This window comes from Halobium salinum (assembly GCF_026586625.1).
In the GTDB taxonomy this organism is placed as follows: Archaea; Halobacteriota; Halobacteria; order Halobacteriales; family Haloferacaceae; genus Halobium; species Halobium salinum.
Genome location: NZ_JAODIW010000009.1, coordinates 57,693 through 75,003 on the forward strand (window position 1 = coordinate 57,693; position 17,311 = coordinate 75,003).

The following is a 17,311-nucleotide window of genomic DNA, read 5'->3' on the forward strand; positions in this document are numbered from 1 at the left end:
CCCAACCCCACGCCAATGTGGCCATGGGAACACGTCGCCGTCGGGTACATCGCGTACTCGTTGCTCTCGAGAACCGTCGTCGCGCGTCGTCCCGGCGTCCCCGAACTGTTCGCGGTGCTTCTCGGGTCGCTCGGACCGGATCTCATCGACAAACCGCTCGCCTGGGGACTGGGGGTGCTCCCCGGGGGTTACTCCCTGGGCCACTCGGTGTTCTTCGCCGTCCCGCTCGCGCTCGCCGCGGTCGGTGTCGCGGCGCTCGCGGGTCGGGGGTCGACCGGGGTCGCCTTCGGGCTCTCGTATCTCCTCCACCTGCCGGCCGACGTGTACTACTTCGTCGTCTTCGGCGACCCGCCCGCCTACGGTATCCTGTTCTGGCCGCTCGTCCCCGCCGCTGGCGGCTCGATACGCGGCGACCTCCTGAGTGAGGCACTGCGGTACTTCACTACCTTCCTCGCGGACGTCACGACGCCCGAGGCGGTGCCGTTCCTCGTCGGCGAAGCGCTCCTGCTCGCGACGGCCGCGTTCCTCCTCTGGCGAGACACCGCGGCCCGCCGCCGCGGCCGGCCCGAGGCGACGACCCGCTGACCGCCGGTCGACCCTTCCGTCTCTTCTTCCGACTCGTTTCGGTCCAGCGGTCGCCTCTAGCGCCTCGGCGTTACGACGGGAACGGGACGAAGTGCCGGAAAGCTGGTCCGCGGTGGCACTCGAGCTCGACGGCGTCGGGCGTGTCGGAGCGAGAAGAGAACAGCGAGCGGCAGGTGTGTCGGGCGCCGTCCGTGGTGAAGGTGACCGTGTCGACGGTGGAGACTACGGCTCTTCGCGACCGCCGTCGTGGCGGATGTCCATCGGCTCGCCGCCGTCGGCCTCGGCGACCGCGGGCTCCGAGTCGGGGTCGGCGTCGAAGGAGCGCACGGACGCGGCGTCGGCGGCGGCCGCAGCGTCGGCCGGGGTCGTCAGGTCGGCCGGCTCGCGCTCGACCGTGGTGCGCTCTGCGTCGCCGGTTCCGACGTCGAAGAGGAGGCCGGCGAGCAGCGAGACGAGGCTCGCGACGACCAGCTTGGGGACGCCCGCGTCGAACTCGCGGTTCGCGACCGACCGGACCGCCCCGACGACGGCGGCGACACCGCCGAGGACACCCAGCGCGTAGCCCAGCGCGGACGGGTGCGGCAGGAGGGAGGCCGACTTGCGTCGCTGTCGGTAGACGAAGTTGCGAAGCAGCAGCTTCGAGAGGTTCGGGACGAACGACCCGTACCGGATGCCGCTCTGTTCGTTGCCGTACTCGGCGGGCATCCGCACGTCGGCGACGACCCGGCCGTCGACGTTGAGCTTGGCGAGCACGTCGTTGAGGACGCCGTAGCGTTCGTACAGGTCCTCGACCGGCAGGGCCTCCAGCGTCTCGCGGTTGATCGCGGTGTAGCCGTTCTGGGAGTCGGTGACGCTCCAGTAGCCGGTCGAGAGCCGGGTCAGGTTCGTCAGCAGCGAGTTCCCGAACCAGCGCCAGGTCGACATCCGACCTCGGTCGCTCTTGTCGGTCAGGCGGTTCCCCTTGGCGTAGTCGGCGCCGCCGGTCGTCACCGCCTCGATGAGCAGGGGCATCCGCTCGGGGTTCATCTGGCCGTCGCCGTCGACACAGACGACCACGTCCAACCCGTCCTCCAGCGCACGGCGGTACCCCGTCTTCAGACCGCCGCCGACCCCTCGGTTCCGCTCGTGGCGGATGGGCTCCACCACGGGGTCGAAGGCGGCCGTCCCGTCCGCTCTGCGTCGTTCGTTCTCCCGGTTCGCGTGGTCGACGATCTCGTCCCACGTGCCGTCCTCCGAGCGGTCGTCGATGACGTAGGCTCGGTCGACGTACGCCGGCAGGGTGTCGATGACCCCGCCGACGAACCCTTCCTCGTTGTACGCCTTCACCACGACGCCGATTGTTTTTCCGTCGTACATAGCACCAGTCAGTCTTCGAATCGACGGTCGGCGCTTCGGGGCATTGTTATGCGTCGGCTGTCGGCCGCCTGTCCGCCCGTACGCCCTCCTTACCGGCGGTCACGTCTCCCCTCGACGCGTCCCCCGCTCGCCTCATTCCCTCTCCGTTCCCCCGGGTCAGCTCTCCGGCCGTCCGCCCGTCGCGGCCCGTCCCGTTCGGCTTCGTTTCGCCCGTTCGGCTGTGTTCTGCCCCGTTCGGTGCTGACCGCTCCCGTCCGAGTTCGCGTCACCCGTCGGTGGTCGCGCTCCCGGATGAGCAGAGGAACCGAGGAGTCAGACAGTCGAGTGAATCGAGAGAACCGGGAGAATCGCGAGAACCACGGGGAACCAACGGGTCGGGAGAAGCAGGCGGACGGGAGAACCCCGGAGAGTCGACCGAGTCGGATCGGCCGCATCCGGCCGTAGCGGCCCGGTTCGACTCCCTCGACGACTAGTCGAGGAGGTTCGGGCCCCGAAGCTCCTCGGGGAGCTCGCGAATCTGTGCGGGGACGCCGACGGCCAGCGACCCCGGCGGCACGTCCTCGATGACGACGGCGCCGGCGGCGACGAACGACCCCTCGCCGACCGTGACGCCGGGGAGGATGGTCGCGTTCGCGCCGATACTCACGTCGTCCTCGAGGGTGGGCCCCACGAGGTCGACCTCCTGTCGGATGGGGTAGGGGTCGTTCGTCAGGACGGCTCGAGGCCCGACGAACACGCGGTCGCCGATTTTCGTGTAGCTCGGGACGTACACCCCGGTCTGGAGGCTGACGTTGTCGCCGATCTCCGTCCAGCCGTCGATGACGGTGTTGGTGCCGACGACCACGTCGTCGCCGATGACGGTGTGCTCGCGGATGAGCACGTTGTGGCCGGTTGTCAGCCCGCGACCGATGGTCACGTCCGTGTAGACGATAGAGCCGGCGCGGATGGTCGAATCCTCGCCGACGACCGTCGGCTCCTCGTCGTCGTCGCCGTGCGGGTGGTCGAGCGTGACGCCTTCGGTCTCGCGGGCCCGCTCCTCGGCCTCGCTCATCTGCGGCCTCCCACTCGCGGCGTCTCGCCACCGTCTGTGCGGCTCGTCGGGTCGGTCTCCCACGACATACCCGCCACTTCCCAGCACACCGGGTTTGTTATTCGCGGCCTGTCCGTCGGGTTACCGGGGAACCCCCACCCTCACCCGCCGAAATCGGCGGTCAACGAACTATTAACTGCCCGTTCAGCCGAGAAACATAACGTTCTTACACGCCGAATTCGTGCTCGTCAGCCCGTCCCACGACTTCTTTACCATCGCGCCGACTGTCTTTTGATGGTCATTCAATCGTCAAGAAATATTTAATGTCCGTTTGTTTTACCACGGTTTCGAGCGGAAGATATATTAAGGCAAGTTCTTATTTACGGGTTGCATGGCACGCGATTGGACGGCTGACGAGCGACTCGCAGCGAACGGAACGGGGGACTCACGAACACCACTCGACCGCCGCAGCTACCTGCGTCTGTCCGCGGGCGTAGCTGCCGGCGCGACGATGGGGGTCGGAACGGTGTCTGCGAGCGGCGACGGCGACGTCGTCGACGTGACCGACGCCGGTGTAGATTCGAGTGGTGAGACCGCGATAGACGGCCGACTCTCCGAGCTGGCCGCCGACGGTACTCGACTCCTGTTCCCGGCAGGTACGTACCGGGTCGACGACCTGACGCTCCGGAACTACGAGGGACTGGAGCTCGTCGCCCCGTCGGGTGCGACGCTTCTGTTCTCGAACGGGCCGAACAGCGGCCTCTCGCTGGTCGACTGCACCGACTTCGCCGTGGAAGGGTTCGCGACGGACACCGCCGTCTCCCGCGTCGAGGCGGCCGCCGCGGAGACCGACGACCCGGTGAACACCGTCGAGTTCGCGGTCGACGACCACGACTACGCGACCTACTGGTTCACCGTCGACGGCGACGTCTGGCGCCAGCAGACCGACGCGGCGGCGGCCCAGCCGTCCGCCGACGTCTCCGGCCCGAGCGCGGAGGGGGCGCTCGACGCCGGCGTCGTCACCTACGAGTACACGGGCGCCATCTCCGACTTCGGCCTGCTGGGCGACGCAACCGTGACGGTCAACGGACGGACGGTCGACGACTCGGTCGTCGGCCGCCGGCGCCGTCCGACGACGCTGACGGTCGAAGACGACGCGGCGCACGAACTCGACGTCGCCGGCGACGTGACGTCGCCGACCGACGGCAGCTACCGATTCAGCGGAACGCTCTCCTCGCTCCGGGTCTCCGAGGAGACGACCGTCGAACTGACGCGCGTCTGAAGCCAGTCGTGCGCCGGTCGGGTACGCCGCGACGGTCCCAGTGCGGGTACGACGCGGCCGACGCGTCCCGCGCGGGCGACCCGAATCGACAGTCGCCACACTCGACCGACCTCGACCGCCGACGGCTGGGGGGTTGTCGGCGGTCGCGTCGGCCGGTTCGGCGGCTCACGTCGCTCCGCCGTCGTGGCGGCGGCGACGCGGACGTTCCGGGCCGTGCTGGGGGGCACCAGCCCGGCAGTCTCGTTCTCGACCGCGATTCTACGTCGAACCCTGGCGCCCGTCGGTGAGCGTCGCGTTCGCGGAGACCCCGTCGGTCGCGGCCGCCGCCTCGGCCTCGTCGAGCCACGCGGGCGACCGGACCCCGGTGTCGTCGACGTCGCTCAGCGACAGCGACATCCGCATCGTCGTCGCCCGCTCGCCGTCGAACGTGACCCGCAGGTCGAACGCGCGTATCGTCCCGTCCGGCGTCACGCGGAGGGTGGAGCGGAACGCGGAGACTTCGCCGAAGACGGTCGTCTCGCCGTTCTCTCCCGACAGGCCCATCGCCGACGGGTCGAAGGCGGCCGGCCCCGTGGCGACGAGCACCGCGACCGGTTCCCCGCCGGAGCGGTCGACCGACTCGACTGTGTACGTCGTGTTGGTGACCGCGTTCCGGAGCCCCGACGGCGTCGCAGCGTCGTTCGCGTCGGGAACGACCGGGTTCTCGCCCTCCGACGGCTCGTCGGAGACGCCGTAGCTCGGCGGTGACGCGGCCGGCCCGGCGACGCTGAACCGACGGTAGGTGACGTTCTCGGCGACGAACCAGGTAACGCTCGACAGCGGTGACGACTGCTCGACCAGGTACCGCCCCTCGGCGCGGTCGACCCGGACGGTTCCGGTCGTGTTCATGCTCGGGGGGACCGCGGAGTCGTTGCCCGCTACCGACATCTCGGAGGTCCGGCGTGCGGTGAACGAGTCCGCCGCCTCGAGGCCGTCCGCGTGCCTCGCCCAGAGCCCCTCTGAGTCGACCTCCGCCCCCAGCCCCGCGTAGGGCTCCGGCGTCGGTGTCGGCGTCGCCGCGGTCGTCGGCCCCGCCGCTGCCGTCCCCTCGCCGGCGACCCCCTCTGTGGTCACCCCGGCCGACCCCGCACAGCCGGCGACGAGGGTGAGCAGTGCGAGCACGCACGCGACTCCGAGCCGTCCATCCATGACTCGAGGTTCCGCCGAAGAAGTATAAAATAACGTTACTGTTCGCCGCTACAACCATCGGCTACCGTCGGTGCCGGCTCACGACCGCCGCCGGCCGGCGCTCACCGACGAACGCCGAGCGCGGCGCTTCGCACGCCGCGCTCGATACAGCGTTACTTCCCCGCCGAGAACCGCTTGTAGAGGGCGGCGCCGGCCTTCACCACGGGTCCGCCGCGCTCGAGGTTGTGGTAGGCCACCAGTCGCGGGCCGAACTTGGATTTGTACTCGTTCAGGCGCTTGGTGTTGGCGCCGACCATGTCGTACTGCGTGCGGTCGCGCTCGACGGCGTCGGTCATGATGTGCCAGTCGAGCAGGTCGTTCGCGGGCACGTCCACGTCGAAGCGGACGCTCCCCTGCCAGCGGTAGACGGTGTCGCCGTCGTCGAGGGTGATCATCCCGCCGGCGAACTCGTCGTCGGCGTAGATTTCGACCGGTCGGACGTGCTCGGGGAGGCGCTCGACGAGGTCGACGACGAAGTCCTCACAGAGCATGTACTCCTTGTCCTGCTCGCCGTAGCGCTCCTCGACCCGGTTGCGGATGCGCTTTGCGGCGTCCACGTCGCCCTCGTAAGTGACGATCTCGTAGGCGTCCGCGTCGGTGTTGGTGACGTTACGCCGGGCGTCGCTGGAGAACTCGGCGAGCATCGCGTCGTGGTCCTCGTCGAGGTCGACCCGGTAGGTGTAGCCGGGGGTCGCCTCAAAGCCGGCCCAGCGGTACGGCCGGAGGTCGTCGTAGCCGACGGGCGTCGTGACGTGCGTGTACCGCGGGTCCAACTCGGCGTCGATCCAGTCGAGCGCGCCGTCGACGAACCGGCCGTGCTGTTTCTCCGCCTTTCGGCGCTTCATCTTCTCGAAGTTGAGGAGCGCGGGTCCGAGGTAGGTGACCAGCAGGCGCGGCGGCGGCGAGAACACCGTCGTCACGCCGGCGGTCGTCTTCTCGAAGACGGGGAAGATTCCGACCGTCTCCTGGCCCTTCTTCCCGACGAGCGTGTGGAGCTCGGTTCCGGAGTGGTCGGCCAACGTTTCGAGGGCCTCGATGCGATGAAAGACGGTCCCGTGTGGCGAGCGGTCGACGTAGCTGTTCCACCGTTCGAGGTCGGCGTCGTCTGCGTGAGTGACTTCGATTCCCATGTGTTCGTGTCGTGTCTCCCGTCCCCGGCCGCCGACCGGGCACCGTGGTCGGCGGCGGTTCTGTTCGTTGCTTACCACAGCGGTTCACCTCATTGTAATCGGTGCGCTACCGGACGGAAGGCTTCGGTTAGAAGGGTTATGCGGGTGCTATCCGGCGGCGTCGGCTACCGGCTCGACCCGGAGCCGTCTCCCGATTCCGGGCCGCGGCCGCCCTCGCTCCCGGCTCCCGACTCGCTTCGCTCGCCGGGACCGCCGTCGGTCCGCATCGTGGTGGCGTCCGCACCCGTCGCCTGCGCCGCGTCGGCGCGCCGGGCCCGCCCGAGTTCGTACACGCGGTGGTCCGTGCCGTCGAGGTCGAGCGTCCGGCGTCCGTCGACGACGACGAGGTCGTCGAGCGCGCTCCAGTCGAGCGCGTCGAACTCCTCGTGGTGGGTGACCATCACCGCGGCGTCGTAGTCGCCGTCCGCGACCTCGTCGAGGTCGACCGCCGTCGCGCCGTACTCGCTCGGGTCGACCATCGGGTCGACCGCGTACACCTCGGCGCCGGCCGCTTTGAGCCCCTCGATGATGGGGATGGCCGGCGAGGCGCGGGTCTCCTTGACGCCGGGTCGGTAGGTGACCCCGAGGACGAGCACGCGCGCGCCGTCTGCGTCGACGCCCTCGGCTCCGAGTTCGGCCGTCAACTGGTCGACGGTGTACCCGGGCATCCCGTCGTTCACCTCGCGGGCGGTTCGAAGCAGCGGGGTGTCCCGCTCGACCCGCGACATGACGAAGTAGGGGTACCACGGGATGCAGTGGCCGCCGACGCCGGGACCGGGGTCGTGAATCTCACAGAACGGTTGGGTGTTCGCCACGTCGATGGCCTCGACCACGTCGATACCGAGGTCGTCGGCGAGCGTCGCCAGCTCGTTCGCGAGCGCGATGTTCACGTCGCGGTACAGCCCCTCGAACAGCTTCACGGACTCCGCGGTCGTCGCGTCGGAGACGACGAGGATGTCGTTCGAGTTGATCTCCCCGTAGATGAGCTCACAGACGGCCGCGGCCTCGGCGTCGACGCCGCCGACGACCTTCGGGTAGGCGCCGCCGATGTCCTGCAGGGCGCGCCCGCTGGAGGTGCGCTCGGGACAGAACGCGACGCCGAACTCGTCCTCGTCGAGCCCGCTGAGTTCGGCCAGCCGCGGCCGGACGTAGTCGGCGGACGTACGCGGGGGCACGGTGCACTCGACGATGACCTGGTCACCCGGCTTCAGGCCGGTGGCGACGTCCTCGACGACCGCCTCGAGGATGGAGAGGTCCGGCTCCTTCTCGTCGGTGATGGGCGTCGGGACGATGACGACGTGGACGCGCGCCTCGGCGGCGGCCTCCTGCAGGTCGGTCGTCGCCCGGAGCGCGCCGGCCTCGACGCGTTCGGCGATGAGTTCGGGCAGGTCGGGTTCGTTGTCGACGTGACACTCGCCGGCGTTGACCGACTCCACCACGTCGGGGTTCACGTCGACGCCGATGACGTTGTTCGACGCCTCGCTGTAGGCCGCCGCGAGCGGCAGGCCCATCTTCCCCAGGCCGTAGACGGCGACCGGGACGCGCCCGCCGGTGAACGCCTCGCGGCGGTCCGCCGGACGCAGGTCGCTGCCGTAGAGGCCGACCGTGTCGGCCTCGGTCTCGACACCTGTGGCCGCGTCTACCACTCGGCCACCTCCTCCATCCCCTCGACGTCGTCCAACTCCGGCGACGGCTGCGACGTGGCCTTGACGGCCTCGTCGATGCGGATGGCGACTTCGAGGGCGCGGATGGCGTCCTCGGCGGTGACGACCGGCTGGCGGTCGCCCGTCGCCGCGTCGACGAACGCCCGCAGTTCGCGCTTGAGGGGTTCGCCGCTCTCGACCATCGGCGTCTCGACGACGCTCTCGTGGCGGTAGCGCATCTCGTTTTCCTTCTCGACGTACTCGGGGAACGAGCTACGGTGAATCTCCAGGGACTGGTTCGTGTAGTCCACGTCCACGAGGCAGTCCTCGGCGGTGACGTTCATGGTGCGCACCTTCTTCTGGGTGATGCGGCTCGCGGTCAGGCGGCCGATGACGCCGTTCTCGAAGCGCAGCAGCGCGGTGGCGTGCTGGCCGTCGTGGGTGCCGGTCGCGGCCACGAAGTCGAGCTCGCTGTCGACGAGCGACAGCAGGATGTCGATGTCGTGGATCATCAGGTCCAACACGACGCTGTCGTCGATCTGCCGGTCGATGGGCGGACCCAGTCGCTGTGCGTCGACCGCTTTGATGCCGAGGTCCGGCGAGAGGTCGGTCAGCCCCTGCACCGCCGGGTTGAACCGCTCGATGTGGCCGACCTGAATCATCACGCCGGCCTCCTCGGCCTCGCGCACGAGTTCGCGGCCGACCTCGGGGTCGTCGACGAACGGCTTCTCGACGAGCACGTCGACGCCCGCCTCGATACACGAGCGCACGAGCGGGGCGTGGAACTGCGTCGGCACCGCGACGGTGACCACGTCGGCGACGGAGAGCAGGTCCTCGGCCTCCAGCGACTCGGTGTCGAACTCCTCGGCCACCGAGGCGGCGGCCTCCCGGTCCTTGTCGGAGACGCCGACCAGTTCGACGCCGGCGAGCTCGCCGTAGACGCGCGCGTGGTTCCGACCCATGCGGCCGACCCCGATGACGCCTGCCTTCACGGTCGCCTCAGACATCGGCGGTCACCTCCGTGGCCGCGCGGACGGCGTCCGCGACGGCCTCGACCTCCTCCTCGGTGAGTGCCGGATGCACCGGTAGCGACAGCGTCTCCTCGGCGGCCCGGTCGGCCTCGGGGCAGTCGCCACCGAACTCGCCGTCGAGGTACGCCGGCTGGCGGTTGATCGGTTTGGGGTAGTACACCCCGCTCCCGACCCCGCGCTCCTCGAGGGCGGCCTGGAGCGCCTCGCGGTCGTCCGTCCGGACCGTGTACTGGTGGTACACGTGCGTGTACCCCTCGGGTTCCACGGGCGTCTCGACGGGGGCGTCTTCGAGTCGCTCCGTGAGCCGGGCGGCGTTCTGCCGTCGGCGCTCGTTGAACCGGGGGAGCTTCTCGAGCTGTGCGCGGCCGATGGCGGCGGCGATGCTCGTCATTCGGAAGTTGTGTCCGAGGGAGGCGTGCTCGTAGCCGCCTCCGGGGCCGCTCTCGCGGCCGTGGTTGATGTAGCTCGCGGCGGCGGCGGCGACGGCCTCGTCGTCGGTGACGACCATCCCGCCCTCGCCCGTGGTCATGTTCTTCGTCGGGTAGAAGGAGAAACAGGCGGCGTCGCCGAAGGAGCCGACGCGCCGGCCGTCGATTTCGGCCCCGTGGGCCTGGCAGGCGTCCTCGACGACCTTGAGGTCGTACTGTTCGGCCAGCTCCACGATGCGCGGCATGTCGGCCGCGAGCCCGTAGAGGTGGACCGGGACGACCGCCGTCACGTCGTCGCGCTCCGCGAGGAGCGCCTCGAGCGCGTCGGGGTCGACGTTGTACGTCTCGGGGTCGATATCTACGAACACGGGCGTCGCACCCGCGAGGCGGATGGCGTTCGCGCTCGCGACGAAGGAGAACGGCGAGGTGACCACCACGTCCCCCTCGCCGACACCCACCGCCTCGAGCGCCGCGTGGAGCGCGGTCGTCCCGTTCGAGGTGGCGACCCCGTGGGCGACCCCGCAGTAGGCGGCGAACTCCTCCTCGAACGAGCGCACCTCCGGCCCGTCCGCGAGCATCCCGCTCTCCAACACCGCATCGACGGCGTCCCGCTCCGCCTGGCCGATTTCGGGCGAGGCGATGTCGATCATGCGTCGTTCCCCCCCGTCGTTCGCGCACCGTTCGGCACCACGCTCGCTCCCCGGCGCCGGCTGTGGGCTCCGTGAGCGTCCATCTGGAGACGGTCGGTGACCGCTCCGTCCGATTGGCGGTTCATGTAGGACTCTGTGAGTAAAGTGTCGGCTGTAGGGCTTTGTTATCCGTCACCTTCCCGAGGAGTATGGAACGCCTTCCCGACGATACCGCCTCGTATCGCTCCATACGACGCACCTTCTAGCCGGGTAGCGAGCGGTTAGCAAAGGCCGGTACTAGTGAAAGGGTAAACCATGGTTGCGGGACGGAGCACACACGGCGAAACGGAAGTGGTGTCGGGATGAGCCGCGGCATCCGAGGAACGAACGACGTATCGCGAGCGGACCTGTTCGACTCGCTCTGTAACGTCCGTCGTCTCCACATCCTCGACTATCTCTCGGAGCGGGGCCCGAAGGCCGAGCTCGGCACGCTCGTCGAGCACGTCGCGGCCGCCGAGTACGAGAAGGAGGCGTCGGCGGTCAGCCGGTCGGAGCGTCGACGGGTGTACGTCTCGTTGTATCAGACACATCTCCCGAAACTCGAAGAGCAGGGGCTCGTCGAGTGGGACCGGGACGACAACGAGATCACGCTCGTCGCACGAGGGTCGGTTGACGCCGTCCTGGACACCGACGAGCCGGCGGCGGCCACCCCGTGGCACCGCTACTACCTCGCGCTCGCGGTCGCCAGCGGGCTCCTGTTCGCGCTCGTCCTCGGCGGGGTCCGCCCGTTCTCGACGGTCGCCCCGCAACACTACGCGCTCGTGTTCGTGTTCGCGTTCCTCGTGCTCTCGGTCACTCAGTGGGCCAGCGGTCACCCCTCGACCGCTCGCCTGGGCGAGCGTCTCATCCCGAAGTAGCACGGCATCACCGAGCCGACGAACCGGGACCCGCCGACCGCCGACCCGTCCCCCCTCTTCCTGCCCCGGGCGCGACCCCGTGGGGGCTGACCACCGCCCGGAGAGCCACCAGTTTCACCACCGTTCGGCGTTCGCTCGCTCCGTCGAGCTCCGTCGAGCGCGCGCCCACGCGTCCGCGCGCCGAATCACTCCGTTCACTCCCCCGCCCCCGACTCCGCCGCTGTCGACGACCCGTCCTCGCGAACCGTCGGATCGCGAGGACGGGCGCTCGACCGCATCGACACCGACTACCGGGAGCCGCAGCTCTCCACACGAGCCGTGGGCGCCGGACCCCGACGAGCGCCGTCACGCCCGCGCGCTGGCGCGCCCGACCGCTCCCAGTCTCTCTGCCGTTCGTCCCGGACCGCAGGTCTTAGTTGTCCCCTCCAGGGTAGGACACCGCCCGTCGGGCGTCGCCGTCAGGTCACACGTGACTGTCGTGTGTACGGGGTCGCCAGCGCGGACGACGGCGTCGGCTCCCGGGGGATGAAACGTATCGGTCGAGAACGAGTACGCGTGTGTCGAGAACGAGTACGCGTGTAGTGAGACGATTCGGTCGTCGCGTGGCTGTTCGGTCGCCGTGTGCCTGCGAGCGCGTCGGTTACAGGTCGACGTACCGGTTCTCCCAGTCCCGCCGGTCCCGCAACTGCGACAGGCCACTCTCCGTGATGTCGTAGAAGTTGGTCCGCCGGTCGATCTCACCCTTCTCGACGAGGCTCCGATTGACGAGCGTGTCGAGGTTTGGATACAACCGTCCGTGGTTGATCTCGTTGGGGTAGTACTTCTCCAGCTCCTCTTTGATGTCCTGTCCGGACGGCTGGTCGGCGCCAGCGATCACGTACAGGAGATCCCGTTGAAATCCGGTTAGTTCGAACATCGACCCTCTATCGAACCCTGAAGAGAAGCAACCTATTTGTTATCTGTACCATACGTCCTCGGAGAACGAATTATGGACTACCTGAACTTCGAGTCGGTGAACCCATCGAGCCAGCGCGAGGTGAGGTCCTCGACGACTTCCTCGGTGAGCGACAGCTTGACCGTGAGCTCTCTGCCGTCGAGGCTCGTCTCCACGTCGTCGAAGGGGAGTTTCTCGAGGAGGGCGACCACCGCGGAGGTGACCTGCCCGTACTCGTGGGGCTCCACGACGCACTCCCCCTCGTCGAAGCTCACGTCGAAGTGTTCGAAGGTGGCTTCGTACACCTTGGTCTGTTTCGAGTCCCCGTCGAAGGCGACGCGCTCGTCGAGCAGGCCGAGGTCGAGCAGGTGGTTGATGCGACGGTAGACGGTGCTCGGCGAGGCGTCACTCCGACGCGTGAGCTCTTTCGAACTGACGGGCCCCTCGCTGGCGGCCGCGAGGATGGCGCGCGAGTGCTCGTCGCCGAGCACGTCGAGCAGTTCCTCGGTCGTCCCCTCCTCTCTAGCCGGCATGTCGGTGATTTCGGATGACATGATGGTGTTCTCCCTTGCGGCAGCCGTCCCGAGGTCGATGTCCGGGACCGAAACGCGGTGGTCGGCCCGGTGGACCGTGACGAACCGCGGCCCCTCGTCGGTGTTCGGTCGCGTCCGCTCACGTAAGCGACTTCTGACTCCGGTCCGTCACCGGCAATCAGTCGTTGGCACCGGCGTCGCGGACACTCGCTCTGCCGTCGTATCTATTTCAACTATCCAGTACTTAAGTACTGCGTGAATAGTGGTTCGCAACGTCCTACTCCGGAGACAGTGCAGACCGTTCACGTCCGTTATCGCGCGGCTGGTGACGCCACGAGCCGATTTTCGGTCTTCGGTGAGTTCCCGGGTATCGACCCGACAGCGCGTCGAATCCGTCGAGTAAAGCCAGTGTTACGCGCTCGTCGGCGACGTGAACGATGAGTAACGGTCCGCCCGCTTTACCCCGCGGTGGGCCCCGATGGTTGACGACATGTCACACGGCCGGTCGGCGAGTGCGGAGGTCGGCGGCGGTGACGGGTCGGCGCCCGCGCGGCTCTCGCCGTCCAACGTGTTCCACGTCCTGCAGAACGGACGGCGCCGGGCGACGCTCCGTCACCTCGCGGACCGGGGGGAGTCGGTCGAAATCGGCGCACTAGCCGAGCACGTGGCTGCGGTCGAGGAGGGGTGTACGCCCGAGAACGTTTCGGCGGACGCACGCCGACGGGTGTACGTCTCGCTTCACCAGACCCACCTCGGGACGCTGTCGGAGCGCGGTATCGCGCGGTACGAACGCGGCACCGTCACGCCCGGGCCGGCGCTCGACCAGTTCGAGCCGTACCTGTTCGAGAGGCGGCGACTCCCCTGGAAGCAGTTCGTCCGGATCGGCGGGCTCGGCTGGGTGATGGGGACGCTCGTGACCCTCACTACCGCCCGCTACCTCCCTCTCTCGACGGTAGCTGTCCTCTCACTTCTCGTCGGCGTCGGCGCCGCCGCGGCGACACGGGTCACACGGCTCGTCCGTACGTCGACCGAGCCGACCGGAGAGCGGTGACAAGCTATCAAGAATGGGACCGATTCGCGAGACCGTCGATTTAAGACCACAGCCGGCGACGAGTGTTACGAGCACGGTATGAGTTCAGACAGCCTCCGACGCGTAGTCGGGTCTCTCCTCTCCGGGCATCTCCTCTCGCGGTCGCCGGATTCGAATGTGAACGGGGACGCCGGCGCCGCCGACGGCGTAACGGACAGCGCGAACGACGGGACCGTTCGAGCGGAGCGTTCGAGCGTGACGGCGAACGGCGACGACGCGCCGACCGACCGCATCTCCGTCGATCGGCTCGCGGCCGAGGTGGCCTCACACGTCGACGGTTCGACGGACGACGCCGTCCTCCGCGAGAGCATCGGACTGTTCCTGAGACAGAGCCTCTCCAGCCGGGAGCACGCACCGGAGGTAGAGCTCGACGAGGCGAGCGACACCGTCGTGATGCGGGGTACGGACCTCGTGCTCCGACACGACCCGTCCCCCATCAGCGGGTGGAACTGGCGTCGGTACTATTCGCTCGTCTCGCTGGTGGGTGTCAATCTCCTGTTGCTCAACCGACTCGACGGGCCCCTGTCGGCGCTGTTCGACGCGACCAGCGTCCTGCTCCTCACCTTCGTCCTCCTCTTCGTCGGCTCGGTTTACCAGGGGTATCTCCGGCAGGGACGGGCGTTGACGTAACCTCGCGGTTCTTGTCGGACGGTCCGTGGTCGTTCGAGCGTGGACGCACGACGAAGACACGGTCCTCGCCCCCGGAAAGCGCGTGTTTCGACCCGTGAATCCTGGGTTTCCACGTTCGGACTCGGCGGCGTTCTCCCGGCGGGCTGCTGATAAACGACTTCGATTCCCAAGCCCAACCGCTATGCCGTGAGATAGCTAGAGTCTCCACTGGTGGGCGCCACGCGAACGCGCGATGGGGCCGAACAAGACGGAGTTTCGCCCCGCTCATGTCACAAAACCCAAGCATAGAACGAACACTCGAGGAAGCAACGATATTTCACATCCTCGGAAACGACCGACGCCGGGAGGTCATCCTCCAAGCGACGCAGAACGGCACGGTGAGCGTCTCCGAGCTCGCACAGCACATCGCGGAGAAGGAAGCGTCCGGCGAGACGACGGCCGACGAGCTGTACAAGAGCGTCTACGTGTCGCTCCAACAGACCCACCTGCCGAAGCTCTCCGAGAAGGAGGTCGTGGACTACGACTCCGAGACGAAGACAATCCGCCCGGGAGCACGTCTCGACGAGGTGGAGGTGTACATCAACCGCGGCCGACTCCGGGGGAGTGGGTTCTCGGTTCCCTTCGCCGTCAGCGTCGTCGGGCTGGTGGTGACGGTCGGGGTCGTGCTCGGTCTCCCCGGTCTCGCACAGTTCGACGTCGGTCTCTGGGGGATTCTCGTCCTCCTGTTGGTCGTCGTCAGCCTCGCCGTCACCCCGGCACGCCTTCAGCGACTGCTGTGATGGCTTTACAGCTGTAATAACATAAAGTAAAGAGACTATTTAGAAACCCAACCTGTAGTTTACTCGGTCTCGAACTCCTCAACGTCGGGGAGGTCGGCCACATTCCGGTCGACGCCGACGTACTCGGCGTCCTCGACGGCGGTCCGGAACGCGTCGACGGACGGGTACTCGCGCACACACAGCACCCGGCCTTCGGCGGTTTCGAACACGATCTCGCGGGAGCCGTCCGCGTGTCGATACTCGTCCCCGCGGTCGACCCCCTCCTCGCTATCACCCATACGGCAGTCGGTTTGGCGGTCTGGGTATTAAAACGGCGGGGCCGGAGGTGACTCGACCGGCGCGTACGGACGGTCCGCTCGTGGGTCGCCGCACCTGCCGAGCGGTGACAGCCGCCGACCGCGTGGCGTGGCTCCCCGACACCGGGTGTCGCGGCGCTCGACGGTGCTCGAGTCCCGGGAGAACGGTGGGGGAACGGGAGAAGGTCCGGGTGTGTCAGACGCCCCCGTCTCTACGGACGGCCCAGAGCCGCTTTGTTACTCGTCACGTACGCACGACGCCGTTCGGCCCGAGGTCGTCCCCGCCGTCCCGGTCGTCGGGCGCCCCGGACGCGACACGGCGGGTCGGTGCGACGGCCGCCCCTTCTCGCCGCTAGGTCGCGGTTTCGAGAGCTGTCGAGGGGCTCCTCGGTGCGGCCGCGGCGTCCCGTGACCGCCCGACCGGCCGGGTGTCGAGGGCTCCTCGCTCTCAGATGGCCGTCCAGCCGCCGTCGACGTAGAACAGCTCCCCCGTCACGTAGCCGGCGTCCTCGCTCGCGAGGAAGAGCGTGGGACCGGCGCAGTCCTCGGGGAACCCGGCGCGCCCGAGCGGGACGGGTTTGATGAACCCCTCGCCGCCCTCGCCGGCCATCCGCTGGGCTTCCTCGGACCACCCCTCCTCGAACTCCGTGGCGATCTGGCCGGGGGCGACGGCGTTCACCCGGACCCCGTACTCGGCGAGTTCGAGGGCGGCGCCCCGGGTGAGCATCTTGATGGCGCCCTTCGTCGCGTCGTACTGCACCTGGTCGTGCTGGGCGTCCTCCGAGGAGATGGAGGCGACGTTGACGACGTTCCCCTCGACGCCGCGCTCGATCATGTCGTTCGCGGCGACCTGCGTGCCGAAGAACATCCCCCGGACGTTGACGCCGTAGAGCTTGTCGAGGGCGTCGGGCGACACCGTCCGGAAATCCTCGGGGTGCTGGACGGCGGCGTTGTTCACGAGCACGTCGACGCCGCCGTACTCCCGCGCTTCGGTCATCAGGTTCTCGATGTCGTTGTAGTTCGAGAGGTCCGTCTCGACGTAGGCGGCGTCGCCGCCGGCCTCCTCGATTAGCTCGTGGGTGGTCAGCTCGGCGTCCTCGGCCTTCGGGTCCTCGCTGTGGTCGGCGACGAGGACGGTCGCGCCCGCCTCGCCGAACCGCGTGGCGATGGCGCGTCCGATGCCGCTCGACGCGCCCGTCACGATGACCGTGTCGCCGTCGAAGTCGAACCTTGTTGAACCCATCTCGCCTCGGAGTGCACCCGTGAGCGGGTTACGCCTGACGGCCACCGACGACCGTCGACGGGAGCGTGCCGACGTCGGCGGCCGACACGATTAAATAGTGTGCCGTGGTAACATGTGTCGAGTCTCGGGTCGAGAGGCTCCGGCGTGAACCAGCGCCGATTTCCCGGGTGACGAACCGCGAGCGCACCACGAAGCCCCCATGCCTGCAGGCTTCGGACCGACGATGCAGCCCTTTTCGTCGGGGGCTTTTTGACGAACCCCTCACCGAGTCACAGCGAACGTCCGGAGTCACGGGTGTCTGCGGAGCTCCCCGGCCGCGATAACCACGGCAGCGTCCGGACCGTCCGTCGTATCCCCGTCCGTGCATCCGGTCCCGGGACGTCCGATACTCCGCCGTTCGTCGCAGGATACCGTCGTTCTCGTCCCCGTCCACTGCCCCCGAAACTGGTGCTCCGACGGTGACGTTTCACCCGTCGAACCGTCCTTCGGAACCGAACGCTCAGGGCACA

17 protein-coding genes are annotated in these 17,311 nt (G+C 68.3%); 6 read left to right on the forward strand and 11 right to left on the reverse strand.

Annotation, left to right across the window (positions count from 1 at the left end):
- The first annotated feature begins 15 nt into the window (after nt 1-15).
- Nucleotides 16-585 carry a metal-dependent hydrolase gene (locus N5095_RS17975; protein ID WP_267624545.1) on the forward strand — a complete coding sequence of 190 codons (570 nt, stop codon included), beginning with the start codon at nt 16-18 and terminating at the stop codon, nt 583-585.
- Nucleotides 586-807: 222 nt separating this feature from the next.
- Here N5095_RS17975 and N5095_RS17980 read toward each other — a convergent pair whose 3' ends face one another.
- Both N5095_RS17980 and N5095_RS17985 read right to left on the reverse strand, forming a co-directional pair.
- Nucleotides 808-1,941, reverse strand: coding sequence for a glycosyltransferase family 2 protein (locus tag N5095_RS17980; RefSeq protein ID WP_267624546.1), 1,134 nt, complete (start codon nt 1,939-1,941; stop codon nt 808-810).
- Between the two features lie 469 nt (nt 1,942-2,410).
- Nucleotides 2,411-2,992 carry an acyltransferase gene (locus N5095_RS17985; RefSeq protein ID WP_267624547.1) on the reverse strand — a complete coding sequence of 194 codons (582 nt, stop codon included), beginning with the start codon at nt 2,990-2,992 and terminating at the stop codon, nt 2,411-2,413.
- Nucleotides 2,993-3,362: 370 nt separating this feature from the next.
- Between N5095_RS17985 and N5095_RS17990 the strand changes: the two genes are divergently transcribed.
- Entirely contained in the window at nt 3,363-4,253 is an 891-nt protein-coding gene (locus N5095_RS17990) for a hypothetical protein (RefSeq protein WP_267624548.1), read from the forward strand.
- A gap of 258 nt (nt 4,254-4,511) precedes the next feature.
- On the opposite strand, the gene N5095_RS17995 is transcribed toward N5095_RS17990, so the two are convergent.
- From N5095_RS17995 to N5095_RS18015, 5 genes are all read right to left on the reverse strand, one after another.
- The gene (locus tag N5095_RS17995; protein WP_267624549.1) at nt 4,512-5,441 is read right to left on the reverse strand and encodes a DUF7537 family lipoprotein; all 930 of its coding nucleotides are present in this window, start codon (nt 5,439-5,441) and stop codon (nt 4,512-4,514) included.
- Nucleotides 5,442-5,593: 152 nt separating this feature from the next.
- A complete protein-coding gene (locus N5095_RS18000) occupies nt 5,594-6,610 on the reverse strand; it encodes a GNAT family N-acetyltransferase (protein ID WP_267624550.1) in 1,017 nt (338 codons plus the stop codon).
- A gap of 164 nt (nt 6,611-6,774) precedes the next feature.
- A complete protein-coding gene (locus N5095_RS18005) occupies nt 6,775-8,295 on the reverse strand; it encodes a nucleotide sugar dehydrogenase (RefSeq protein WP_267624551.1) in 1,521 nt (506 codons plus the stop codon).
- On the reverse strand, nt 8,289-9,299 hold the full coding sequence (locus tag N5095_RS18010) for a Gfo/Idh/MocA family protein (protein WP_267624552.1): 1,011 nt from the start codon (nt 9,297-9,299) through the stop codon (nt 8,289-8,291). Before N5095_RS18010 ends, N5095_RS18005 begins: the two co-directional genes overlap by 7 nt.
- The gene (locus N5095_RS18015; protein WP_390203516.1) at nt 9,292-10,515 is read right to left on the reverse strand and encodes a DegT/DnrJ/EryC1/StrS family aminotransferase; all 1,224 of its coding nucleotides are present in this window, start codon (nt 10,513-10,515) and stop codon (nt 9,292-9,294) included. Before N5095_RS18015 ends, N5095_RS18010 begins: the two co-directional genes overlap by 8 nt.
- Before the next feature lie 227 nt (nt 10,516-10,742).
- On the opposite strand from N5095_RS18015, the gene N5095_RS18020 reads away from it, so the two are divergent.
- Nucleotides 10,743-11,297: a DUF7344 domain-containing protein gene (locus N5095_RS18020; RefSeq protein WP_267624554.1), complete on the forward strand. Its 555-nt coding sequence runs from the start codon at nt 10,743-10,745 to the stop codon at nt 11,295-11,297.
- A gap of 640 nt (nt 11,298-11,937) precedes the next feature.
- Here N5095_RS18020 and N5095_RS18025 read toward each other — a convergent pair.
- The gene (locus N5095_RS18025) at nt 11,938-12,213 is read right to left on the reverse strand and encodes a PadR family transcriptional regulator (protein ID WP_267624555.1); all 276 of its coding nucleotides are present in this window, start codon (nt 12,211-12,213) and stop codon (nt 11,938-11,940) included.
- Nucleotides 12,214-12,290: 77 nt separating this feature from the next.
- Nucleotides 12,291-12,785, reverse strand: coding sequence for a winged helix-turn-helix domain-containing protein (locus tag N5095_RS18030; RefSeq protein ID WP_267624556.1), 495 nt, complete (start codon nt 12,783-12,785; stop codon nt 12,291-12,293).
- A gap of 457 nt (nt 12,786-13,242) precedes the next feature.
- Here N5095_RS18030 and N5095_RS18035 point away from each other — a divergent pair, with 457 nt between their 5' ends.
- The 3 genes from N5095_RS18035 (at nt 13,243) to N5095_RS18045 (ending at nt 15,263) form a co-directional block, all read left to right on the forward strand.
- The gene (locus tag N5095_RS18035; protein ID WP_267624557.1) at nt 13,243-13,815 is read left to right on the forward strand and encodes a DUF7344 domain-containing protein; all 573 of its coding nucleotides are present in this window, start codon (nt 13,243-13,245) and stop codon (nt 13,813-13,815) included.
- 78 nt (nt 13,816-13,893) lie between these two features.
- A complete protein-coding gene (locus N5095_RS18040) occupies nt 13,894-14,484 on the forward strand; it encodes a hypothetical protein (protein ID WP_267624558.1) in 591 nt (196 codons plus the stop codon).
- A 266-nt stretch (nt 14,485-14,750) separates the two neighbouring features.
- Nucleotides 14,751-15,263, forward strand: coding sequence for a DUF7344 domain-containing protein (locus N5095_RS18045; protein ID WP_267624559.1), 513 nt, complete (start codon nt 14,751-14,753; stop codon nt 15,261-15,263).
- 59 nt (nt 15,264-15,322) lie between these two features.
- Here N5095_RS18045 and N5095_RS18050 read toward each other — a convergent pair whose 3' ends face one another.
- A complete protein-coding gene (locus tag N5095_RS18050) occupies nt 15,323-15,541 on the reverse strand; it encodes a hypothetical protein (protein WP_267624560.1) in 219 nt (72 codons plus the stop codon).
- A gap of 466 nt (nt 15,542-16,007) precedes the next feature.
- A complete protein-coding gene (locus tag N5095_RS18055; RefSeq protein ID WP_267624561.1) occupies nt 16,008-16,802 on the reverse strand; it encodes an SDR family NAD(P)-dependent oxidoreductase in 795 nt (264 codons plus the stop codon).
- Nucleotides 16,803-17,311: the final 509 nt, after the last annotated feature.